The sequence below is a fragment of the Amycolatopsis sp. PSD-21 genome (assembly GCF_055561455.1).
In genome coordinates, this window is the sequence record NZ_CM145712.1 from 65,393 (window position 1) to 88,355 (window position 22,963).

Annotated in this window: 20 protein-coding genes and 1 tRNA gene; 16 read left to right on the forward strand and 5 right to left on the reverse strand. The window is 67.9% G+C overall.

All coding sequences use genetic code 11. The features are described 5' to 3' along the window. Positions 1-112 precede the first annotated feature (112 nt). Entirely contained in the window at positions 113-1,366 is a 1,254-nt protein-coding gene (locus ACZ1DY_RS00360; RefSeq protein ID WP_126734799.1) for a DUF3662 and FHA domain-containing protein, read from the reverse strand. Between the two features lie 130 nt (positions 1,367-1,496). Between ACZ1DY_RS00360 and ACZ1DY_RS00365 the strand changes: the two genes are divergently transcribed. From ACZ1DY_RS00365 to ACZ1DY_RS00380, 4 genes are all read left to right on the forward strand, one after another. Beyond that, positions 1,497-1,579, forward strand: a tRNA-Leu gene (locus ACZ1DY_RS00365). Between the two features lie 207 nt (positions 1,580-1,786). Beyond that, positions 1,787-2,398, forward strand: a complete 612-nt coding sequence (locus tag ACZ1DY_RS00370) for a hypothetical protein (protein ID WP_465483274.1) — start codon at positions 1,787-1,789, stop codon at positions 2,396-2,398. Beyond that, positions 2,395-3,438, forward strand: a complete 1,044-nt coding sequence (locus ACZ1DY_RS00375) for a helix-turn-helix domain-containing protein (RefSeq protein WP_465483275.1) — start codon at positions 2,395-2,397, stop codon at positions 3,436-3,438. Before ACZ1DY_RS00370 ends, ACZ1DY_RS00375 begins: the two co-directional genes overlap by 4 nt. Before the next feature lie 82 nt (positions 3,439-3,520). Beyond that, on the forward strand, positions 3,521-5,479 hold the full coding sequence (locus tag ACZ1DY_RS00380) for an ATP-binding protein (protein ID WP_465483276.1): 1,959 nt from the start codon (positions 3,521-3,523) through the stop codon (positions 5,477-5,479). Here the strand turns inward: ACZ1DY_RS00380 and ACZ1DY_RS00385 are convergent. Together ACZ1DY_RS00385 and ACZ1DY_RS00390 are read right to left on the reverse strand one after the other, a co-directional pair. Continuing rightward, a complete protein-coding gene (locus ACZ1DY_RS00385; protein ID WP_465483277.1) occupies positions 5,457-7,034 on the reverse strand; it encodes a hypothetical protein in 1,578 nt (525 codons plus the stop codon). The two genes, ACZ1DY_RS00380 and ACZ1DY_RS00385, sit on opposite strands and share 23 nt — an antisense overlap. Before the next feature lie 189 nt (positions 7,035-7,223). Beyond that, positions 7,224-7,598 (reverse strand): FKBP-type peptidyl-prolyl cis-trans isomerase, encoded by a 375-nt coding sequence (locus tag ACZ1DY_RS00390; RefSeq protein ID WP_257483576.1) that lies wholly within the window; start codon positions 7,596-7,598, stop codon positions 7,224-7,226. A gap of 141 nt (positions 7,599-7,739) precedes the next feature. On the opposite strand from ACZ1DY_RS00390, the gene ACZ1DY_RS00395 reads away from it, so the two are divergent. The 5 genes from ACZ1DY_RS00395 (at position 7,740) to ACZ1DY_RS00415 (ending at position 14,089) form a co-directional block, all read left to right on the forward strand. After that, positions 7,740-10,973: a penicillin acylase family protein gene (locus ACZ1DY_RS00395; protein ID WP_465483278.1), complete on the forward strand. Its 3,234-nt coding sequence runs from the start codon at positions 7,740-7,742 to the stop codon at positions 10,971-10,973. A gap of 24 nt (positions 10,974-10,997) precedes the next feature. Beyond that, positions 10,998-12,038 carry a trans-sulfuration enzyme family protein gene (locus ACZ1DY_RS00400; protein ID WP_465483279.1) on the forward strand — a complete coding sequence of 347 codons (1,041 nt, stop codon included), beginning with the start codon at positions 10,998-11,000 and terminating at the stop codon, positions 12,036-12,038. Between the two features lie 3 nt (positions 12,039-12,041). Further along, a complete protein-coding gene (locus tag ACZ1DY_RS00405) occupies positions 12,042-12,374 on the forward strand; it encodes a hypothetical protein (protein ID WP_126734803.1) in 333 nt (110 codons plus the stop codon). A gap of 449 nt (positions 12,375-12,823) precedes the next feature. Next, positions 12,824-13,489: a hypothetical protein gene (locus tag ACZ1DY_RS00410; protein WP_257483579.1), complete on the forward strand. Its 666-nt coding sequence runs from the start codon at positions 12,824-12,826 to the stop codon at positions 13,487-13,489. A gap of 3 nt (positions 13,490-13,492) precedes the next feature. After that, positions 13,493-14,089 carry a class F sortase gene (locus tag ACZ1DY_RS00415; RefSeq protein ID WP_257483580.1) on the forward strand — a complete coding sequence of 199 codons (597 nt, stop codon included), beginning with the start codon at positions 13,493-13,495 and terminating at the stop codon, positions 14,087-14,089. Between the two features lie 72 nt (positions 14,090-14,161). Here the strand turns inward: ACZ1DY_RS00415 and ACZ1DY_RS00420 are convergent, their stop codons facing one another. Beyond that, complete coding sequence (locus tag ACZ1DY_RS00420; RefSeq protein ID WP_465483280.1) at positions 14,162-15,217, reverse strand: patatin-like phospholipase family protein; 1,056 nt, start codon at positions 15,215-15,217, stop codon at positions 14,162-14,164. A gap of 21 nt (positions 15,218-15,238) precedes the next feature. Continuing rightward, complete coding sequence (locus tag ACZ1DY_RS00425; RefSeq protein ID WP_465483281.1) at positions 15,239-15,982, reverse strand: FadR/GntR family transcriptional regulator; 744 nt, start codon at positions 15,980-15,982, stop codon at positions 15,239-15,241. Positions 15,983-16,042: 60 nt separating this feature from the next. On the opposite strand from ACZ1DY_RS00425, the gene ACZ1DY_RS00430 reads away from it, so the two are divergent. Genes ACZ1DY_RS00430 through ACZ1DY_RS00460 form a run of 7 tightly spaced genes read left to right on the forward strand, consistent with a single transcriptional unit; the run spans position 16,043 to position 22,956 of the window. Further along, positions 16,043-17,533 (forward strand): ABC transporter substrate-binding protein, encoded by a 1,491-nt coding sequence (locus ACZ1DY_RS00430; RefSeq protein WP_465483282.1) that lies wholly within the window; start codon positions 16,043-16,045, stop codon positions 17,531-17,533. Beyond that, a complete protein-coding gene (locus ACZ1DY_RS00435) occupies positions 17,530-18,474 on the forward strand; it encodes an ABC transporter permease (protein ID WP_192747353.1) in 945 nt (314 codons plus the stop codon). The genes ACZ1DY_RS00430 and ACZ1DY_RS00435 overlap by 4 nt, the downstream gene beginning before the upstream one ends. After that, positions 18,474-19,286: an ABC transporter permease gene (locus tag ACZ1DY_RS00440; protein WP_465483283.1), complete on the forward strand. Its 813-nt coding sequence runs from the start codon at positions 18,474-18,476 to the stop codon at positions 19,284-19,286. The genes ACZ1DY_RS00435 and ACZ1DY_RS00440 overlap by 1 nt, the downstream gene beginning before the upstream one ends. Further along, positions 19,283-20,020 (forward strand): ABC transporter ATP-binding protein, encoded by a 738-nt coding sequence (locus ACZ1DY_RS00445; protein WP_465483284.1) that lies wholly within the window; start codon positions 19,283-19,285, stop codon positions 20,018-20,020. The genes ACZ1DY_RS00440 and ACZ1DY_RS00445 overlap by 4 nt, the downstream gene beginning before the upstream one ends. Then, a complete protein-coding gene (locus ACZ1DY_RS00450; protein ID WP_465483285.1) occupies positions 20,017-20,787 on the forward strand; it encodes an ABC transporter ATP-binding protein in 771 nt (256 codons plus the stop codon). The genes ACZ1DY_RS00445 and ACZ1DY_RS00450 overlap by 4 nt, the downstream gene beginning before the upstream one ends. Beyond that, on the forward strand, positions 20,780-22,201 hold the full coding sequence (locus ACZ1DY_RS00455; protein WP_465483286.1) for an aldehyde dehydrogenase family protein: 1,422 nt from the start codon (positions 20,780-20,782) through the stop codon (positions 22,199-22,201). Before ACZ1DY_RS00450 ends, ACZ1DY_RS00455 begins: the two co-directional genes overlap by 8 nt. Continuing rightward, positions 22,198-22,956: an SDR family NAD(P)-dependent oxidoreductase gene (locus ACZ1DY_RS00460; protein ID WP_126734812.1), complete on the forward strand. Its 759-nt coding sequence runs from the start codon at positions 22,198-22,200 to the stop codon at positions 22,954-22,956. The genes ACZ1DY_RS00455 and ACZ1DY_RS00460 overlap by 4 nt, the downstream gene beginning before the upstream one ends. Positions 22,957-22,963: the final 7 nt, after the last annotated feature.

Genomic DNA, 22,963 nt, shown 5'->3' on the forward strand with positions numbered 1-22,963 from the left:
CGTCCGGGATGGTCGGCTCCGGACAGCGCTGCTCTCCGCGTACGACCCGAGGTGCCGATCCACCACAGGCCCCGCACCGCAATTCTGCGATACCCCCTCCGGACGCCGCCGGTCAGCCCTGCGTACGGAACACGAGAGACGAGTGGCCGACGCGGATCACGTCGCCGTCGGCCAGCTGCCAGGTCTGCACCGGGGTGCCGTTGACGGTCGTGCCGTTGGTCGAACCGATGTCCGCGAGCGTCGCGCTCTGGCCGTCCCAGGTGATCTCCAGGTGACGGCGCGAGACGCCGGTGTCCGGGAGCCGGAAGTCGGCGTCCTGGCCGCGGCCGACGACGTTCCCGCCCTGCTTCAGCGAGTACGAACGGTTCGAACCGTCGTCCAGCTGGAGGCTCGCGGTGAGCTGACGACCGGCCGCCGGCTGGCCGCCGTAGCCGCCGCCCTGCGCGTACGGGTCCGCGGCGGGCTGGCCGTACTGCTGCTGGCCACCGCCGTACTGGTCGTACCCGCCCTGCTGCGGCTGGCCGCCGTACTGGTCGTAACCGGGCTGAGGCGCGGCTCCGCCGTAACCCTGGTCGTACCCGGGCTGTTGCTGCGCGCCGCCGTACTGGTCGTAGCCCGGCTGCTGCGCGCCGCCATAGCCCTGGTCGTAGCCGCCCTGCTGCTGGCCGCCGTACTGGTCGTAGCCGGGCTGAGGCGCGGCTCCGCCGTAACCCTGGTCGTAGCCACCTTGCTGCTGGCCGCCGTACTGGTCGTAGCCGGGCTGCTGGGCGCCGCCGTAACCCTGGTCGTAGCCGCCCTGCTGCTGGCCGCCATAACCCTGGTCGTACCCGGGCTGCTGCTGGCCAGCCTGCTGTCCGTAGCCGTACTGGCCCTGCTGGCCGTACGGGTCACCCTGGTCGTATTGGCCGTAGCCGGGGGGCTGGCTCATTGCTGGGTCTCCTGCGTTGCTGGGTCGTGCCGACCGTGGCGAACCTTCGGCGCCGTGGGGCTTGACGTCGGGATCGACGGACGAACGGGTCTTGAACTGTCCAGTATGCAGCGCCTCGTTGCGCTCGAGCGAAACTACGACGTCACCATAGGTGTCCCATCCGTGCTCGGCGAGGTGTTCCTTGACCGCCTCCGCCAGCACCGTGGTGACCCGACGCTCGTCGCCGGCCATACGTTCGTGATCAGCCTGCCCCAACGACACGATGTAGTGGTTGGGAGCGAGCTGTCGACCACCGGCCAGCTCACGAACGTTCTCCTCGCTCTCGCGCTCAAGCGCCACCGCCACTTCCTGCGTGACGACGTTGCCACCGAACATGCGCGCGAAGGTATTGCCCACGAGGTTCTCGAGCCGTCTGTCAAAGCGTTCGACGCGGCCCACCGGGCAACCCTCCTCACACGTGTGCTTCCCCGTCGATCCTATCCGGGTACGGCCAGTCGGACACGGCCCCCGGTGAAACCCGCGAAATCCGCCTGCTACGCTTTGCGAGCTGTCAGAGAACGAAGCACTCGGGCGAGTGGCGGAATGGCAGACGCGCACGGTTCAGGTCCGTGTGTCCGAAAGGACGTGAGGGTTCAACTCCCTCCTCGCCCACTTTTGTTCGAGGCCCCCTTCGCTCCGCGACGGGGGCCTCTTTCGTGAGGTCGTCGCTCGTCAGTACCCGGGGGGCCGAGCCCCCCGGACCCCCACGGTGCGGTCGGCGGCGGTTGGTGGATGGGTCGGCGTCCAGGGCTTCTGATGCGCCCTTTTGAACGCGTTTGTGCTGGTAGTTGCGTCTGCGCAGCCGGTATATTTTCTGGTATGTTTTCATACCCGATGGCCGAGGACGTGCTGCGTGACCTCGGCGACAAGGTCGTCGGTGCGCTGATCGACGCCACGAGAGCCGCGAGGGCTGACTTGGCCGACTACCGTGACGCCTTTCCCGGCTGGGTCGCGGACAGCAGTGATCGCGGGCTTTCGAACTGGATCCACGATCGGCTGTGGGCGCACCTGCGCCGTGAACTCACCGACGTCGATTCGGTCGAGCTGCTGGACCAAGGAGTCACCCGTGAGATCACGGTCGGTCTGCGGTACCGCGCTCGTGTGAAGCGGCACACGGGCCGAGACCGTGTCAGGTCGTACGCGACGAAGTCGGCCCTGGCCTTCTGGGCGCAATCCGAGGCTCTGGAAGGATTGGATGAGGTTCGCCTGGGCTTCGGGTACCGCTGGGATCCCGAGGAGCACGTGATCGGCAGCACGATCGTCTCCCTGCGCGACGGGCTGGACAAAGATGCGATCTGGGCCGTCGAGGTGGATGCTGGGGCGTCCGGGGCCGCCGGTACGCCGATCACCTGGACTCCCGTCGATCCGCCGCTGCCACAGATCGATCTGTACGAGGCCCTGGCCCGAGACGAGGAGGACGAGGCGACGTGAGTGGAATCGGCGATGTGCTCGAAACACTTCGCCGCGCCCGAGGATTGACGCAAGCGGATCTGTGCGCCGAGGCCGAGGTCACGCAGGCGGCGTTGTCCCGGTACGAGAACGATCAGCGCATGCCTGATGACGACGTGCTGGGCAGGCTCGCGCGGTCCTTGGGTGTATCGAAACGCTTTCTGACCCGGGACCACGCTGTCCGGGGGGCACTCGCCGTGGACGCGCACATGAGGCGCCAGCGAACGACCAAGGCGTCCGCGTGGCGGAAGCTCGAAGCACGATTGAACGCCTATCGGCTGCATGTCTCGGTGATGTTCGAGGACGTGTCGATGAGGGCGGAGCAGTCCGTACCCACGTTCGATCCCATCGATACGACTCCGGAGCAGGCGGCTCTGATGGTGCGCGCCCAATGGAGGCTGCCTGTCGGGCCGGTCCGGCACCTGGTCCGGTGGCTTGAGGCCGCCGGCTGCGTGATCCTGGAAGAAGACTTCGGCACCTCCCGTATCGATGGGCTTTCCCAGTGGATCGGCGATCACCCCGTGCTGCTGGTCAACTCGGCCGCTCCGGTCGATCGCAAACGACTGACCTTGGCTCACGAACTCGGTCATCTCGTTCTCCACAACGGAGTCGCGACCGAAGATCCCGAACGAGAAGCCAACGAGTTCGCGGCCGAGTTCCTGATGCCGGCGCATGTGATCAAGCCGGATCTTCGTCCCGTGACGCTCGGGCACTTGCGGGACCTGAAGCGAGTCTGGGGAGTCTCCATGCAAGCGCTCTTCGAGCGCGCGCACTCCCTCAAGCAGGTTTCGGCGGCGGATCGCACGAGCTTCTACAAGTCGATGAACGCTCGCGGATGGAAGACAACGGAGCCGGACGGCGATCTCTTGGCGCCGGAGTTTCCGCAACTGATCACGGCCATCGGGGATACGTTGCGGGCCAAGGGCCTGTCCGACGGGGAGATCGCCGAGCTGGCGGGTTTCTCGGAGGACTCCCCGGACAACCCGTTCGCGCGACCGACACGACGGTTGCAAGCGGTCTGACTTCCGCTCGCGTGGGATGAATTCGCGTGGCGGGGCGGTCACTTCCGGTAAGGTCGGCGGCTCACCGTGGGGAGGGGTGAGCGTGAACGAGCCACATTTCGGTGGGCAAGGCCACAGCTCGGGGGATGTTCCACGCCAGGTCATGGTGGTGACCCCGCACTACACCAACTACAAGGATCAGCTCCGTCGGCTCGACGAGGTCTTCTGTCCGGAGAATCGAGCCGAGGGACCGGTCATCGCCTATGTGACCGGATCGCCCGGAAGCGGCCGCAGCACCCTTTGCCGTAAGTGGGTGAACGACCAGGGTGATGGCACATTCTCTGATGGCACCTTCTACGTCGCGCTCGCGCTGTCCGCCGAGCGGGCGCCGGACGCGCTCGAAGACCTGTTGCGCGCGGTCGGGTACCGGCCGGACGAAATCCCGTCCGGTCTGGAAGCCCGGTCGGCGATGTGGCGCAGCTGGAGTTACGGCAAGAAGATCGCGCTCATCATCGACAACGCCCTGCTGCCGGCCGAGATCGCGCCGCTGATCCCCGGTGTGGGGCCCGCCGCGGTCCTCGTCGTCGCCAGTGGGGAGACCCGCAAGCTCCGGACCGGGTACCCGGGCGAACGTGTGCGGATCGATCCGTTGACCAAGGAAGCCGCCCGGCTGTTGCTCGGCCGGATGATCGGAACGGAGCGGCTCGAGGCCGAATCCGGCCAGATCGACGAGCTGATCGGCCTCTGCGGCCGATTGGCCGGCCCGCTCACCGTGCTCGGGGGCATCCTCGAAGAGGAATCCGCGACACGGACGCTCAGTCGGATCAAGCGTAAGGGCGGTGTGCTCGACGCGCTCGGGATCACTCCGATCTTCGATGCCGCGTACGACCTGCTATCTCCGCTCTGCCAGGCCTGTTACCAGGTGCTCGGGGTCCATCCTGGAGACGGCGCCGTCGCCGCGCGCACCGTCGCGGCCGTCCTCCTCATGGACGAGTTCGACGTTTCGGACGCACTTCAGGAGCTGAAGAAGCGGCATCTCGTCCAGGAGGTGGCGGAAGACCGATACCTGATCGCGGGCAACATCGTCCGGGATCACGCCGCGACGAAGGCCGGCGACGAACTGCCCTTGCGGATCGTCTCCGCTTATCGCGGTGCGGGGCTCGCTGCCGAGGCCGCGTTGCCCAACCGTGGCTGGATGGCGGAGATATGGCCACAGCTCGCGGTCGAGCCATGGGACGACAAGGCCGCAAGGGAATGGCTGGACGTCGAGCGCGAGAACCTGGAAGCCGTGGTCGAGTTGGCTTACCGGCTGGGAAAGCACCAGTGGGTCTGTCAGTTCTGCCTGGTGCTGTGGTCTGTGCATCTCAAGGGGGAGCACCCCGGTGAGATGGTCCGCGTGAACGATCGCGGGATCGAAGCCGCCCGCGCCTGGGGCAACGACCTCGCCGCCGCCGTGATGACGTTCCAGCTGGGCTTCGCCTATCGGCAGGCTTATCAAGCGGGCTTCGCGGCCATCCGGTTCCAGGAGTCGATCGACTTCGCGAGCAAAGCCGGTTCCTCCGCTGCGCTGGCGACGGCCATCGAGTCACTGGGGCTGGCGAAACTCGACCTCGGTGAGCCTGTCGAGGCGGAGGCACTCTTTCGGCGAGCTCTCGAATTGGCGAAGCAGATCGGGAACGGGCGCCGGGAAGCGGTCGCCTGTTTTCATCTGGCGAAGGTCCGTCCGCCGTCGGAGGCGCTCGAACTGCTCGACGCCGCCGAGGCGGTCTTGGGCGTGGAGCACCTCAATCAGGTCAAGATCGCCTTGTGGCGAGGCAAGAAACTGCTGGAAGGCGGCGTCCATGCGGACGCGGCAGCGATTCTGACCGAGACGCTGGCTCTGGCGACCGAACGCTCTTTCAATCGCGAGCGGGCCGAAGCCGGTGAAGCGCTGGGCGACTTGTCGTTCGCGACGGACCGCCCAGCCGACGCGCGTGCTTACTGGGAATCCGCGAAGGAGATCTACTACTTCTACGGCTTCACCCCGGACCGCGATCGGGTCAGCGCGAAGCTCGCGCAGTGACCTTCGCCGAGTAAGTCGTCGAGCCGCGACGCAAACGGAGTTCTGTCGGCACGGCCCCGGCGTCGAGCAGGACATAGAGGACGGAGACGAACGCCGGGTCGGCGGTGTCGATTCCGAGCAGAAGACCGTCGCGGGTTTCGACCCGCCATTCGGTTTCGCTCGCCCGGATGGCCGCGGCCCGGCAGCCGGGTAGCGCTCGCAGTGTCGCGGCGGTCCAGGTGTCCGGGTCGTGGGCGATGTCGGGCCGCATCACGACTTCCGCCAGCCGCAGCAGCGCGATGTCCGGCTCGTCCGTGCCGACGACGAGATGGCTGCCCGCGCTGCCGAGCGTTCGTTTCGACCGCCCGTCGACCGGGAAACGCGACAAGGTGGCCGTCTCGTCGGCGGCGAACGACACTTCGGCCGCCCACGCCCTCGGATTCGGGGGAGCGAGGTCCGGGACCGGAAGGGCCTTCAGCGTCGGTGCGCTGGACGGCGGCGTCAGGCGGATCGCCGAGTACCAAAGGTCCCGAAGCAGATCCGCGGCCTTACCGGGCACGGAGGTCGCGAGTTCGGTGATCTCCGCGTACTTCCCCGGTCGATGCGCGTCGATGACGTCGTCGAGCTGTGTTCGCGAATCCAGCCTCGGCGCCGTCCGCAGAAGGAGCGCGATCGGGGACTCGGGGTGGACGGTCTCTTCCGGAGCGGAACCCAGAATGATCGGCGTATCGAGGCAGGCGGAATAGAAGGTGACGGAACCATGGTCGCCGATCGTCAGATCGGCGGCGACGAGAGCCGGACGCCAGAGATCCTCGTCCTCGAGGATCAGGACACCTGCCCGTGCGCAGTCGTCGAGCCACATTTTCGTCTGCCATGGCGAATGGCCCCGGACGATATTGGGATGGAGGGCGACGGCAAGCCGGTACGAATCGTGCGCGAGCTCGTGAGCGAGTTTCAGAACCAAGGACGTGTTCGCGCCGAGCAGAGATGAAGCGCCCCATGTCGACGAAACGACCACTAACCGCTGGTGCTTTTCGAGCCCGAACGCCTGCCGGTAGGTCTCGCGAAGTGGTGTGCTCGCTCGCATTCTGTCGAGGCAAGGGTCGCCGGCGACGACAGCGCGTTCAGCGGCCTCGGGGCAGGCGGCGCGCAGTCGTTCCAGTTGTTCCTCGTGGGAAAGAACGATATGGGTGGCGACCACCTCGCCGTCGTGCATCAGCCAGGGGGCGGAAAGCCCGAATACGTTTCCGGTTTCCGGTTTCCGGTTTCCGGTTTCCGGTTTCCGGTTTCCGGTTTCCAAGAATTTATTATAACCCATTCCGTGTGGGATGACGATGAGCGGCGCGTTGATTTCGTGCAGGTCGCCCCCGTAGCTCGCCGAAATCGCCGAGTCGAAACGGGTCCGGATCGCGCGGTCCCACGGCAAGGTGGTCACGCCGCGCGCCGCGAGGTACTCGGAGGTGCCGTCGGTGAAGGCGCTGGAACCAGGGCAGGTGAAGACGACCTGGACGCGTGGGTCACCCGCGAAGAGTTCGAGGACGTCGAACAGCCGGGTGGCGGCGGTGACGTTGTGCACGACAGCGAGGACTGTCCGCTCGGTGGCGACCGTCCTCCACTGTGGAGAGAGGGGGACAGTGGGCACGAAGGGCGATGCTACCCATCGGCGAAGGTCGAGTTCAGAAGCTCGCGGTGCCGTGTAGGTCACCCCGGTTCCCCGGCGGAGCGGCCCGCCGGGGAACCGGGGTCTTCGTGGTTTGGGTATGGGTCAGTTCACGCCGACGAGGTCGACGACGAAGATCAGGGTCTCGTTCGGCTTGATGACGCCGCCGGCGCCGCGTTCGCCGTAGGCCAGGTGCGGCGGAATGGTCAGCTTGCGACGACCGCCGACCTTCATACCGGCCACGCCCTGGTCCCAGCCGGGGATGACCTGCCCGGCGCCGAGGCCGAAGCGAAGCGGCTCACCGCGGTCCCACGACGCGTCGAACTGTTCGCCGGTCGAGTGCGAGACGCCGACGTAGTGCACCGAAACGGTGTCGCCGGCCTTCGCCTCCTGGCCCTCTCCGACGGTGATGTCGGACTTCTCCAGGTCGGACGGCGCGGGGCCCTCCGGGCGGTCGATCTGGGGCTTCTCCAAAGGCATGCCCACAAGCTACATCCGCTGGTCCCGGGTCCGCAGGGCGAGTGTTCCGCCGAACGGTGGCAAGAACGCGAATAGTCTTCACAAATTTGGATACCCGTGGGTAGTGTGCGCCTCGTCACTCTCCGACGACGGAGGTCTTTCATGCGACGAGGCATACGGGTCTTGACGACGCTGGCGGGGCTGACGCTGGTGGCGGGCACCGTCCCGGCGCTCCAGGCGAACGCCGAGGAAGCACCACCCGGCTCGGTGGTCGCGGCCGCGCTCGACGACTACTGCGGTGGCCAGTGCGGTGACATCCTCCCGCCCGGCACCAAGGGGAACGCCACCCTCGCCGAGATCCTGGCGCACAAGGCGTTCGGCACCCGGCCCGCGCATTCGGCCGATCAGCTCGGCAAGTACGCCTCGCTCGCCGACGGCTACAAGACGCTGACCACGGACAAGATCAACCAGTTCTTCAACGACGCCTCGTTCGGGGTGCCGTCCGGGCAGGTCGAGAGCACGATCAAACCGCGTGCCGACGTGACGATCACCCGCGACAAGGCGACCGGCGTTCCCCGGATCGTCGGCACGACGCGGCCGGGAACGATGTACGGCGCCGGGTACGCCGCCGCGCAGGACCGCCTGTGGCTGATGGACATCATGCGCCGCGTCGGCCGCGGCCAGCTGACCTCGTTCGCCGGTGGCGCCCAGGGCAACCGCGAACTCGAGCAGAGCTTCTTCGCCTCGGCGCCGTACACCGAACAGGAACTGCAGAAGCAGGTCGACAACGCCGCGGCCGGCGGTCCGCGCGGCGCCCAGGGCAAGGCCGACGCCGAGGCCTACGTCCAGGGTGTCAACAAGTACATCTCCGACGCCCACAGCGGCCGGTACTTCCCGGGCGAGTACGTGCTCACCGGACACGTCGACGCGATCACGAACGCCGGGACCATCGAGCCGTTCAAGCTCACCGACCTCGTCGTCCTCGCCGCCGTCGTCGGGGCGCAGTTCGGCGCAGGCGGTGGCGGTGAGGTGCAGAACGCCATCGCGAAGATGGCGATGCAGGAGAAGTACGGCCTCGAACAAGGCGACAAGGTCTGGCGGAGCCTGCGGTCCGAGGACGACCCCGAGACCGTCAAGACGCTCCACAATGGACAGACCTTCGACTACGGCAAGGCGCCGTCGAACCCGCAGGGCGCCGCGATGCCGGACAAGGGTTCGGTCACCGGGCAGCAGCTGGTCTTCGATCCGACCGGCTCCGCCGGGACGGCGACACCGGCCAAGGTGGACGTTCCCGCACCCGAGGACCAGAAGGCCGTCCGCGGCATCTTCGACGACGGTGTCCTTCCGGGCAACCTGTTGTCGGAGAAACACGGCATGTCCAACGCGCTGGTGGTCTCCGGCGCCAAGACCGCGAGCGGTCACCCGGTCGCCGTGTTCGGCCCGCAGGCGGGCTACTTCGCGCCGCAATTGCTGATGCTGCAGGAAATCCAGGGTCCCGGCATCAGCGCCCGCGGCGCCTCGTTCGCGGGGATCAGCATGTACGTGCTGCTCGGCCGCGGCAAGGACTACTCGTGGAGCGCGACCTCGGCGTCGCAGGACATCGTCGACACCTACGCCGTCGAATTGTGCGAGCCGAACGGTTCCACGCCGACCAAGAACTCCAACTTCTACCGGTTCCGCGGCCAGTGCCTGCCGTTCGAGATCGTCGAACGCAAGAACGCCTGGAAGCCCACCGTCGCCGACGGTACGGCGGCAGGTTCGTACACGCTGCGCAGTTTCCGGACCAAATACGGTCCGGTGACGAGCCGGGCGCTGGTCGGCGGCAAACCGGTCGCGTACGCGTCGCTGCGGTCCACGTTCCAGCACGAGATCGACACGATCATCGGCTTCCAGAAGTTCAACGATCCGGACGCGATCAAGTCCGCGCAGGACTTCCAGGCCGCGGCGGCCGACGTCAACCAGACCTACAACTGGTTCTACGCCGACTCCCGTGACGTCGCGTACTTCAACTCGGGCTCGAACCCGGTCCGCAACCCGAACGTCGACCCGGCCATGCCGGTGAAGGGTGACGCCGGATTCGATTGGCAGGGCTGGAACCCCGACGGCAACCTCGCGAACTACACGCCGTCGTCGCAGCATCCGCAGTCGATCAACCAGGACTACTACATCAGCTGGAACAACGCGCAGGCCAACGGTTACGCGGCCAGCGGCGCGGACAAGAGTTCCGTGCACCGCGGCGATCTGATCGACGCGCGGGTCAAGAAGCTGATCTCCAGCGGCACCAAGGTGACGCGGGTGAACCTCACGCAGGCCATGGAGGAGGCCGCGCTCGCCGACCTCCGCGCGGAGAAGGTGCTGCCGGAGCTGTTCAAGGTGATCGACAAGGCGCCGGTGACCGGCCCGGCCGCGGACGCGGTGGCGAAGCTGAAGACGTGGCTCGCCGCGGGCGGCCTGCGCTCCGAGACCTCGCCGGGGAGCAAGGCCTACGCCAACGCCGACGCGATCCGCATCATGGACGCCTGGTGGCCGCTGCTGGTGAACGCCCAGTTCAAACCCGGCATGGGCGACGCCTACGGTCCCATGGTCGGGGTGCTGAAGATCAACGAGTCGCCGTCCGGCTGGCAGAACGAGGTCCCCGGCAAGCACGTCGGCCAGTCGCACGCCGGTTCGTCGTACCAGTCCGGCTGGTGGGGCTACGTGCACAAGGACATTCGTTCGGTGCTCGGCCAGCCCGTCGCCGGTCCGCTCGCCGTGAAGTACTGCGGTGGCGGTGACGTCAACGCCTGCCGTCAGGTGCTGCTCGACTCGCTGACGCAGGCGGCCGCGCAGCCCGCCAACACCGTGTACCCCGGTGACGGCGACTGCGCCGCGGGCGACCAGTGGTGCGCCGACACGATCATCCACCGCGCGCTCGGCGGCATCACGCAGGACAAGATGAGCACCCAGAACCGGCCGACCTTCCAGCAGGTCGTGGAGTTCCCGGCGAAACGCGGTGACAACATCGCGAACCTCGCCACCGGCCGCTCGGTGAGCGCGACCAGCCACGAGACGGGCTGGTACAACTCGCCCCCGTCCAAGGCCATCGACGTCGACCTGTCGACGCGCTGGGCGAGCGACTGGAGCGACGACCAGTCGATCACCGTCGACCTTGGCTCGGTGCAGCGCGTTTCCCGGGTCGTCCTGCATTGGGAGTCCGCGTACGGGAAGGCGTACAAGGTGCAGATCTCGTCGGACGGGACGAACTGGCGGGAAGTGGCGTCCATAGTGGACGGAGACGGCGGGAAGGACAACGTCGCCTTCGAAGCCGTGGACGCCCGTCATGTCCGGATGGCCGGAGTCCAGCGCGGCACCAAGTACGGCTACTCCCTCTACGAGTTCGAGGTCTACGCGCACTAGCAGGCGACGGTTTACGGTGGCGGGGTGGACACGAACGACTGGTCACCCCGCACCCTCGCCGTCGCCGCCGGACGTCCGGAGGGCCCCGGCGAACCGCTGAACGTGCCGATCGTCGCGGCGAGCACCTTCGACGCCGGCGCCGACCGCGCGTATTCGCGGGAGGACGGCACCCCGACGTGGGAGGCACTCGAAGCGGCGATCGGCGCGCTCGAAGGCGGGCACGCCACCGCGTTCGCCTCGGGAATCGCGACGCTCAGCGCGGTCGTCGACACCCTGCCCGTCGGCGCGAAGGTCTGCGTCCCGACGTTCTCCTACGCGGGTTCGCGTGGCCTGCTCGCCCACGCGCAGCGCACCGGACGCCTGGTGGTGACCGAGATCGCGCCGGACGACACGGCCGCGTGGGTCGCCGCCGCGGACGCCGACCTGCTCTGGCTCGAATCGCCGACCAACCCGACGCTCGACGTCATCGACATCGAGACGATCGCCGCCGCCGCGAACGGCCTGGTCGCCGTCGACAACACGTTCGCCACGCCGCTCGGGCAGCGGCCGCTGGACCTCGGTGCCGACATCGTCGTGCACAGCGCGACGAAACTCATCGGCGGGCACAGCGACCTGCTGCTCGGCCTGACCATCGCGGCCGACGAAGGCGTCGCGAAAAGCCTGCGCGACGCGCGCACCAGGTTGGGGGCGACCCCTGGGGCGCTCGAAGCGTGGCTGGCCCTGCGCGGGCTGCGGACGCTCCCGGTCCGTCTCGCCGAGCAGACGCGCACGGCCGCGCTGCTGGCCGCGCGGCTGGTCGACCACCCCGCCATCACGCGGGTGCGTTATCCCGGCTCCGGCACGATGATCGCGTTCGAACTCCCGGACGCCGAGACCGCGGACAAGGTCATCGGTTCGCTGCGGCTGATCCGGGCCGCCACCAGCCTCGGCGGGGTGGAGAGCCTGGTCGAGCGGCGGGCGTGGCTGGCAGGCGACGCCCACGTGCCCGCCGGGCTCGTCCGGTTCAGTGTCGGGCTCGAAGATCCGGAAGATCTCTGGACCGATCTGGCCTCGGCGCTCGGTTAGCACGTGGACGAGACGAAACCGCCCCGGCGGCTCGGTCAGTTGCTGTGGGGCCTGTTCTGGCTCCTGGTGCTCGGCTTCCTCGCGATCGTCGCGGCGGGCCTGCTGGCCGAGCTCGCGGCGTCGTCCTGCCCGGACGACGCGATCTGGGCCTGTACCGCCGAGAACCGGACCTTCGCCACCTTCCTGCCCGCGATCGGGTTCGGTCTCGGGCTCTTGCTGGCGCTGGTGGGCGGCGGCCGGGCCGTGCGGAACCGGACGTCGCCGAAGCCCTGGCTGTTCGTCGCCGGCCTCCTCGGCGCGGTCTCCCTCGCCGTGGCCTTGTTCCTGGTGTTCTGATCGTGATCTTCGGGTTGCCGGGCACCGGTGTCCGGCGGTAAATGGTCAGGGGTTCACCGAAACGTGGTCCGAAAGTGTGAACCGGTCGGTAGTGCGAGTGCGGAGAGTCTTCGGAAAAAGGGGATCCGGCCAGGATGAGCGGCGAATCCGGGTGGTTCGAGGGGCGGCGAAAAAATACTTCCGCAACGCAACCGTTCCGGCCCTCCGGGTGTTAACATTCGTTCGTCGCCGCGAGGGTTTCCCTCTGTTGAGCGACTTTCGGGCCCATGTATCGGGCAGGGACATTCCAGCGTTACCGGTTTTTCCGGTGGTTCTTGTCACGCCTTATCCGCTACGCCCTTCCGTACTTTTCGGGCAGGATCACGCTGTCACTCGAACGTGGGATTCCTTTCGGGTGATGGCAGGGTGGGGGTCACCCTGTGTTGCGATGTTTCCACTGGGAGATCATTTTGAAGAAGACGTTGGGCCGCCTCGCGGGCGCGGTGCTGGCCGGCGCCGTCATCTCGCTGGCCGTGACGCCGGTCGCGATGGCGCAGACCGAGACGACCACCACGCCGCCGGCTCCGTCGAGCGAGACCGCGACCTCGACTCCGGCCCCGCCGTCCTACTCGGGCGGCAAGGCGACGACGGCCCCGCCGGACTCGAGCGCCCCGGCCTCGTCGTCCTCGCAGGAGCCGACGCCGACCAGCAGCGGCAAGCCGACTTCCGGCAAGCCGTCGCCGACCTCCACCTCGGAGAAGCCGACCACCACCACCGCGCCGCTGCCGGAGCTGAACGTCGGCGCCGGATACGTCGAGGGCAAGGAAGGCGCGCTGGCCATCTTCTGCGGTTCGGAGCCCACCGACGTCACCGCGCCGGACTACATCATCACCGACTCGTTCCAGGACGGCGCCGACGCCTTCATCTGGGTCTACGCCATCGAGGCCAAGCCCGGCTTCAACGGCACCACGAGCACCTTCACCTGGACCTGCGACGGCAAGCCGGGCAAGGGTGACATCGAGATCGAGGAGATCGGCGGCGGCGCGACCGCACCGGGCGCCGACAAAAAGAAGAAGCAGGTCAAGCTGAAGCCCAAGGGCGGCATCGAGACCGGTTTCGGCGCCACCGCGGCCTGATCGATGAAGCTTCTGACGCAGGGCGGCCGCCTGGTCGCGGCCGCCCTTGTGCTTTCCCTCGCGCTGACGGGATGCGGCACCGACGAACCCGCCCCGCCCGCCGCGCAGCCGGCGGCGGAATCGGCACCGCCGGTGGTCAAACCGTTCAACGGGGCTCGCCCGACGAACGTGAAGATCCCCAAGATCGGCGCGGAATCGAGCCTGGTCACGGTCGCGATCGGCAAGGACGGCAAGATGTCCGTCCCGTCGGCGAAGAAACCGATGCAGGCCGCCTGGTACCGGTTCTCCCCGGTGCCCGGTGACGTCGGCCCGGCGATCCTGCTCGGTCACGTCGACGGCAACAAGCAGCCGGGTATCTTCTACAAGCTCAACGAGCTGAACCCCGGTGACGAGGTGGTCGTCGACCGCAGCGACGGCAAGAGCCTGAAGTTCGTGGTCGAGAAGAAGGACCAGGTGCCCAAGGACCAGTTCCCCGAGGAAGCGGTCTACGGCAACACCGACAAGCCGCAGCTGCGGCTGATCACCTGTGGCGGTGTCTTCGACCAGGAAGAGCACAGCTACAAGGACAACGTCATCGTCTACGCGAACCTGGTCGCCTGACGAGCGCTTTGAAGGGTCCTTTCCTCGCGGACTATGCGAGGAAAGGACCTTTTTTCGCATCCGGGGACGCGCTCAACCCAGGCCTGCGGCCGGGAACGGGAACCCGGCGGGAGCGGCCGCTTCGGTGTCGACCCACTTGCGCATCCCCGCGTCACAGGCCGCGTAACCCCAGTTGATCAACCGCTCCTGCAGCACTTCCGGCAGTTTCGTCAGGCGCGTCGGCGTCTCCGCCAGCTTGTGCGTGAGATCCACCGGCGCCGTCAGCGAATCCTTGAGCTCGAAGTTCTCGAGATCGACGTAGGAACCCCAGTAGGCGCCGCTGAAATCCTTCTCCACATAGGACTTCAGCAGCGCGCCCCGTCGCAACTCGCGCACCTGGTTGTCGATCACGTCGAGCACGCGCAGCAGCTGCCGTCCCCAGTCGCGGGGGACCTTCCGCCTGACCTTCATCCGCTTGCCCGCGTCGCTGACCAGCACCGTCGCGTGCCCTTCGACCGGGTCCAGGCCGAGGTTGTCGTAGACGCCGGCGTCGCTGAGCACGATCTTGCGTTTCCGGTCATCCGAATGCGGATCCTGGATCACGACGGGCGAAAGCATCGGCGGGAACGCCGAGGACGCGGCCACCGCGGTCGCGAGCGGGATGTTCCCGTGCGGCCCGTCCTGCCGGAAGAACCACCACAGCGCGCCGTCCTGGAGGTTCGTCGCGGTGAAGACGAACTGCGGGCCGCCGGGGTCGATGTCCTTGAGGCAGCAGTCGCCGAACAGGTGTTTCGCGTACACGCGCGCGAGTTCTTCACCGGCGCTCCGCCACGGGATCGCCATGGCCAGCAAGGTGACCGGGATGTCGAGCCGGGTGCGCGCCAGGTTCCGGATCGGCGCGACGACCTCGTCGTAGAAGTTGTCCGCCACACCGTTCTCGAACTTCAGCTCCGACCACGCGTGCGCGAGCACACCCGAGGCGATCGAGCCGCCCGAGACACTCGAGAACGTCGAGATCTTCGACAGCCAGCCGAGTTCGTTGAGCCGCCACAGCGCCCCGGTGTGGAACAACATCGCGCGGTAGCCGCCGCCGGACAGGGCGAGACCGACACCTCGGCGCGTCGTCGAAGGCTTCTTGATATCCCCCACCTGAGCGAGTGTAGGGGCGGATCAAGCAAGCAGGGGCCGCAATAGGCGACGTTGCTCCTCGGGGACGTACTCGGCGTAGTTGTCGTAGAGCGCCTGCTTCGCGAGACGAGAAGCGCACTCGCCATCGGAATCCCGGATCGCGCCGAGTACCTCTTCGTGGTGTGCCAGCCAGTTGCGCATCAGCGCCGTCCGGTCGTCCGCGTGCTCCAGCTTGTCCTCGATGAGCTCCAGTACGACACCGCGGACGACCTCGCCGCTGATCACCAGCAGCGGATTCCCAGTCGCGCGGGCGATGGCCTCGTGGAACGCGACGTCCGCGTGGGAGAACTCAGCGAAACCCTTCGAGACGCCCGCGCGCATCGCCTCCAGGGCCGCCTCCAGCTCGGCGAGATGGTCTTCAGTCCTGAGCTGCGCGGCGAGCAGATGTGCGGAACCGTCGAGGACCATGCGGAACTGCAACAGCTCGGAGAGGCCGATGTGGTCGGCGCGCGCGAGCCGGTGCATCGACCGGTGCAACGCGGCGGGGGAGGCGGCCAGGACCTCGGGCCCGCGCGGATCCCCGGGGCGCGAGCGGATCATTTCCGCCGCCTGCAGTACGCGCAGCGCCTCGCGCACGGTCGAGCGGCCGACGTCGAACTGGACCATCAGCTCGCGTTCGCTCGGCAGGCGGTCGCCCGGTTTGATCCGGCCGCTGAACACGGCTTCCTCGATCTGTTCGACGACACGCTGGTATGCGCGGACAGGGGCGACCGGCTCGAATTCCATCTTGACCCTGCCGTCTCGTCTGGTTTACTGGTCAGACCAGTCTACCGGTCAGGGGGCAGGATGAAAGCCCGGATTCACGCGACAGTGGCAGCGTTGCTGCTGGTGGTGTCCGGCTGCTCCGCCGGGTCGAGTGCCACGGTGGCCAAGGATCCCGGCACGCTCGCCATCGGCTACACCGCCGAACCCGCGAACTTCGACTTCACCCGCACGGACGGCGCCGCCATCCCGCAGGCCTTGCTCTACAACGTCTACGAGGGCCTGGTGAAACTCGACGCGGACGCGAAGATCGTGCCGCTGCTCGCCGAATCGTGGACGATCTCGGAAGATCGCAGGACCTACGACTTCAAGCTCCGGAAGGACGTGAAGTTCAGCGACGGGGCGCCGTTCACCGCCGAAGACGTCAAGTTCTCGCTGATGCGCGTGAAAACCGACTGGACGGTGTCGATCAAGTCCACAATGGACGTCGTCGACCGGGTGGACGTCGTGGCGCCGGACCACGCGCGGGTCGTGCTCACGAAGCCCAGCAACGGCTGGCTGTTCAGCCTCACCAGCCGCCTCGGCGCGATGTTCAGCCGCACCGGCGTCGCGGACCTGGCGAACAAACCGATCGGCACCGGGCCGTACACGGTGTCCTCGCGCCGGCGCGGCGATTCCATCGTGCTCAAGCAGAATCCCGCGTACTGGGGCAGGAAACCGGCCTACTCGACGGTGGTCCTCAAGTACATCAAGGATCCGACGGCGCTCAACAACGCCTTGCTCAGCAACGGGATCGACGTCATCTCCGCGATCACCGTGCCGGATTCGATCCCGCAGTTCCAGAGCGACGACCGGTTCACCGTCGTCGAAGGCACCACCAACAGCGAGGTCACGCTCGCGTTCAACAACGCGCGCCCACCGCTGAACGACGTCCGCGTGCGGCGGGCGCTGTCGTACGCCATCGACCGGAAGGCCTTGCTGGACACGGCTTGGGGCGGCCGCGGCACGCTCATCGGCAGCATGGTCCCGCCGACGGATCCCTGGTACGAGGACCTTTCGAACGCGTACCCGTTCGATCCCGCGAAGGCCAAAGCGCTGCTCGCCGAAGCGGGTCAGCCCAATCCTTCGTTGCGCCTGCGGATCCCGAACCTGCCGTACGCCGTCTCGGCCGCCCAGGTGGTGGCCTCGCAGCTGGCCGACGTCGGGGTCACGGTGACGATCGAGCCGCTGGACTTCCCGGCGGTGTGGCTCAAGCAGGTCTTCACCGACCGCGACTACGACCTGTCGATCATCCAGCACGTCGAGGCGCGCGACATCGTCACCTTCGGCAGGCCGAAGTACTACTGGGGTTACGACAGCAAGCCCGTCCAGCAGAACCTGGCGAAGGCGGACGCGGGCACACCCCAGGAGCAGGTCGACGCGATGCGCCAGGTCGCCCGGCGGCTGTCCGAAGACGCCGCCGCGGACTGGCTCTTCCTGTTCCCCAACGTGATCGTGGCGAAGAACAAGGTGACCGGGTTCGTCCGCAACCAGGTCAGCGAGTCCTTCGATCTCACGGGATTGGCGCCGCGATGACGGTCAAGATCGTGCGCCGCGTGGCGATCCTGGTGGCCAGTGTGCTGGTCGCGTCCATCGTGGTGTTCCTGTTCATGGCCGTGCTGCCGGGTGATCCGGCGCAGGTCGCGCTGGGCGTCAACGCGACGCCGGAGCTGGTCGCGAAGACGCGCGCCGAGTTCGGTATCGACAGGCCGTTGGTGACGCAGTACTTCGACTGGATCGGCGGTGTCCTGCAAGGCGACTTCGGCCGCTCGTACGTCACGCGCGAGGAGATCGGGCCCGCCCTGACCGACCGCCTCGGCGTCACGTTGTGGCTGGTCGGCGCCGGGATGCTGGTGGCGTTGCTGATCGCGATCCCGGCCGGGACGTTCGCCGCGGTGCGGCATCGGAACGCCGACGGCACCGCGGTTTCCGGGCTGTCACAGATCGGCGTCGCGATCCCCGCGTTCCTCGCCGGCATCATCCTGGTGCAGATCTTCGCGGTGCAGTTGCGCTGGCTGCCCTCCGGCGGCTGGACACCGCCCGTGCAGGATCCGGGCGAATTCCTCCGCGGTCTCGTTCTGCCTGCCTTGTCGCTGGGGCTCGTGCAGGGCGCGGTGCTCACGCGTTACGTCCGGTCCGCGGTGCTCGACACGCTGGGCCAGGACTATCTGCGCACGGCGCGGTCCAAGGGGCTGCGGCCGTTCCAAGCGCTGTTCCGCCACGGTCTGCGCAACGCCGCCGTGCCGGTGGTGACGGTGCTCGGCCTGCAACTGTCGACCCTGCTGATCGGCGCGGTCGTCGTCGAGCGCGTGTTCGTCCTGCCGGGGCTGGGCAGCATGCTGCTCGACTCGGTGGCGTCGCGGGATCTGTTGTCCGTGCAGGGGATCGTGCTGGTCCTGGTGGTCGGCGTGCTGCTGGTGAACTTCGTGGTCGACGTCCTCTACACGGTGCTCGACCCGAGATTGCGGGGTTCCTGATGCGTAGCCGCACTCTCGTCATCGGTGGCGTGCTGGTCGCGTTGATCGTCGTCGCCGCGCTGCTTTCGTTCGTGTGGACGCCGTTCGACCCGGTGAAGGTCGACGCGGCCAACCGGCTGCACGACTTCAGCGGCGCGAACCTGTTGGGCACGGACAGCTTCGGCCGTGACGTGCTCAGCCAGCTCATGGTCGGCGCGCGGACGACGCTGTACGTCGGTGTGGTCGCGGTCGGCATCGCCGCGGTGATCGGGACCCCGCTGGGCATCCTCGCCGGGATGTCGTCGCGGTGGCTCGGCGAGTTCGTCATGCGGGTCAACGATCTCGTGCTCGCGTTCCCGGCGTTGCTGCTGGCGATCATGTTCGGCGCGGTGTTCGGGGCGGACACGCTGACCGCCATGGTGGCGATCGGCATCGCCACCATCCCGTCGTTCGCGCGGATCGCGCGGTCGGGGACGCTGCAGGTGATGAGCAGCGAGTTCGTGCTGGCCGCGCGGTCGGCCGGCCGGTCGCGGCTGAACATCGCGGCGCGGCACGTCCTGCCGAACATCTCCGGGCTGCTGATCGTGCAGGCGTCGGTGTCGTTCGCGATCGCCGTGCTCGCGGAAGCGGCGCTGTCGTTCCTCGGGTTCGGCACCCGGCCGCCGACGCCGTCGTGGGGCCGGATGCTCCAGGAATCGCAGATGTTCCTGACCCTGCACCCGCGGCTCGCGCTCGTGCCCGGCGTCGCGATCGCCATCGCCGTGCTCGGCTTCAACCTGCTCGGTGACGGCCTCCGCGATCGACTCGACCCCCGATTGGCGGCGCGGCTATGACACTCGAAGTCCAAGGGCTCGGCATCTCCGGGCTGGTCCGCGAAGTCTCGTTCGGCATCGCGCGGGGTGAGCGCGTCGGGCTGATCGGCGAGTCGGGTTCCGGGAAGTCGTTGACGGCGTTGTCGATCATGGGGCTGCTGCCCGAAGAGCTCGCCGCGTCCGGATCGGTGAAACTCGACGGCCGCGAGCTGCTGGGCGCGCCGGAGAAGGAGCTGTCGCGGCTGCGCGGCAATGAGATGTCGATGGTGTTCCAGGAGCCGATGACCGCGCTGAACCCGGCGATGCGGGTCGGCGCGCAGGTGGCCGAGCCGATGCGGATCCACCGAAACGGCCGGAAGGATCCCGAGGCTTTGCTGGCTTCCGTCGGGCTGCCCGGCGTCGCCCGCGCGTATCCGCATCAATTGTCCGGCGGTCAGCGGCAACGCGTCGTCCTCGCGATCGCGCTGGCCAACGACCCGAAGCTGCTGATCTGCGACGAGCCGACGACGGCACTGGACGTCACCGTGCAGGCGCAGATCCTGGAACTGATCCTCGACGGCGTCCGGCAGCGGGAAAGCGCACTGCTGTTCATCACGCACGATCTCGCCGTCGTGGCGTCGGTCTGCGAGCGGGTGCTGGTGATGCTGGACGGCGAGATCGTCGAAGCGGGCACCACCCGCGAGGTGCTCACGGAGCCGAAGCACGAGTACACGAAGAAGCTCCTGGCCGCTTCGGACCTGGAGGCGAGCCGATGATGATCTCCGTACGGGACCTGGAGCGCCGCTACACGCGTCGCGATGTGCACGCCTTGCGCGGTGTCTCTTTCGACGTCGAAGCAGGTCAACGCTTTGGGATCGTGGGCGAGTCAGGTTCGGGAAAGTCCACTTTGGTCAGATTGCTGGCCGCGCTCGACAAGCCGACGGCGGGCAGTGTCTCGTTCCAAGGAAAGCGAATCGACACCCTGCCCGAACGCAAACTCGGCTTCCTGCGGTCGGAACTGCAGATCGTCTTCCAGGATCCGATGGGTTCGCTCGATCCGCGGATGCGGGTGCGCGACATCATCTCCGAACCGTTGGGCCGCCGGGATCCCTCGCGGGTCTCGGAGCTGCTGAATGCCGTCGGCCTGCCGGAAGACGCCGCCGGCCGCTATCCGCACCAGTTCTCCGGCGGGCAGCGGCAGCGCATCTCGATCGCGCGGGCGCTCGCGCCGAATCCGAGCGTCCTCATCGCGGACGAACCGGTGAGCGCGCTCGACGTCTCGGTGCGGAAGCAGATCCTCGACCTGCTCGCGTCGCTGGTCGAGCTGTATTCGCTGACGCTGATCTTCGTCTCGCACGACCTCGGCGTGGTGCGGCACGTCTGCGACCGGGTCGCGGTGATGCGGCGCGGCGAGATCGTCGAGATCGGCGACGTCGACCAGGTCTACGACGCGCCGGAACACGAGTACACCAGGGAACTGCTGGCGGCGGCGCCGAATCTGCGGGCCGAACTGGCAAGGCTGCGGGGAGGGGACGATGGCTGAGTATCCCGAGGGACTGCCGATCGGTGACGGCTGGGTGTCCACTGTGGACTACTCGACGGTGAGCTTCCCGTACGACGGGAGCGAGATCGGCCGGGCGCCGGTCGGGACGCCGGAGCTGGCCGCGCGCGCGATCGACGAGGCCGTCGCGGTGTTCAAGCAGGTCGCGGCGCTGCCGTCGCGTACCCGGCGTTCGCTCCTGAACGCCGTCGCCGCCGCTCTGGAAGCCCGGCGTTCCGAGTTCGAGCAGCTGCTGGTGCTGGAGACCGGCAAGCCGCTGGTCGACTGTCGCGTCGAGGTCGCGCGCACGATGGTCACCTGGCAGGCCGCCGCGGAGGAGGTCTCGCGGCTGCACGGCGAGACCGTGCCGCTCGATCTCCTGCCCTCCGGCGACGGCCTGGTCGGATTCTGGAAACGCAAGCCGATCGGTGTGGTGGTCGGCATCGCCGGGTTCAACTATCCGCTGCTGCTGGCGTCGCACAAGATCGCGCCCGCCATCGCCGCGGGTTGCCCGGTGGTGGTGAAACCGGCGCCGCAGACGCCACTGGCGACGTTGTGGCTGGTGCATCTGGTGCGCTCGCTGACCGACCTGCCCGCGATGGTCCAGCTGGTCACCGGTGACGCGGCCGTCGGCTCGGCGCTGGTCACGGACCGGCGGGTCGGCGCGGTGTCGTTCACCGGATCCGCGCTGGTCGGGCATCGGATCGCCCGCGACGCCGCGCCCACGAAGACGTTGCTGGAGCTCGGATCCAACGCGGCTCTCGTGGTCGCGGAGGACGCCGATCTCGACGCGGCCGCGGACGCCGTGCTGCGCGGTGGGTTCTACGCGTCCGGGCAGGCCTGCATTTCGGTGCAGCGCGTGCTGGTCGTGGACGCGGTCGCCGAGGAATTCACCGAACGGGTACTCGCGCGGCTCGGCGAGGTCGTCACCGGTGATCCCCGCGACGAGAAGACGCGAGTCTCGGCGCTGATCGACCCGGGGTCCACCCAGCGCGTCCAGGAGTGGGTCGACAAAGCGACTTCGGCCGGAGCGCGGCTGGTCGGGGGTGGTGTCGACGGCACGGTGATCCGGCCGACCGTGCTGCTCGACGTGCCCGACGGCCTCGAATGCTGGGACGAGGAGATCTTCGGTCCCGTGGTCTGCATCCGCACCGTGTCCTCTGTGGACGAAGCGTTCGACGCGGTCAACGCGTCGCGCTATGGCCTGCACGCCTCGGTGTTCAGCACGTCGCTGAAGACGGCTTTCCGCGCGCTCGACGAGCTCGAAGTCGGTGGCGTGGTGGTCAACGAGGTGCCCGGTTTCCGGTCCGACACCATGCCGTACGGCGGCGTGAAGGATTCCGGGATCGGGCGGGAAGGGCCGCGGTTCGCGGTCGAGGAACTGACTGTGACCAGGATGGCGGTGCTGCGCCCGTGACGTACGAAAACCTGTTCCGGCTCGACGGAAAGCGAGCCGTCGTCCTCGGCGGTGGCAGCGGGATCGGCCGCGAGTCCGCGAAGGCGCTGGCCGCGCACGGTGCCGAAGTGATCGTCGCGGACCGCGATGTCGCCGCGGCCAAGGAAACCGGCGTGGGCGAGGCGTACGAGATCGACCTGCTCTCCGACGGTGCGGCCGCGCGGGCGGCCACGGAACTCGGCGAGATCGACATCGTGGTGCTGACCGCCGCGACCAACGTGCGCAAACGGCTGCTGGAGTACACGCGCGAGGAATTCGACCGGGTGATCGCGCTGAACCTCGGCGCGACCTTCGAGGTCGTGCGCGCGTTCGGCGCCGGGATGGTCGAACGCGGGCGGGGGAGCATCATCGGGTTCTCGTCGATCCGTGGCACCACCGTCGAGCCCGGTCAAGGGCCATACGCGGCGACGAAAGCCGGGCTGGTGCAGCTGTTCCGCACGGCCGCGGCGGAGTTCGGCCCGGCCGGGGTGCGGGTGAACGCGATCGCGCCCGGCGTCGTCGAGACTCCGCTGACAGCGCAGATCAAGGCGAATCCGGCCTGGTACGACGCCTATGCGACCAAGGGTGCGCTCGGCCGGTGGGCGCGTCCGGACGAACTCGCGGGCGCCGTCGTCTACCTGGCGTCGGACGCGTCGTCGTTCGTCACCGGCTCCGTACTGGCGGTGGACGGCGGCTGGACCGCGGTCGACGGCCGCTTCGAACCGCCCGCGACGTAAGGAGTGT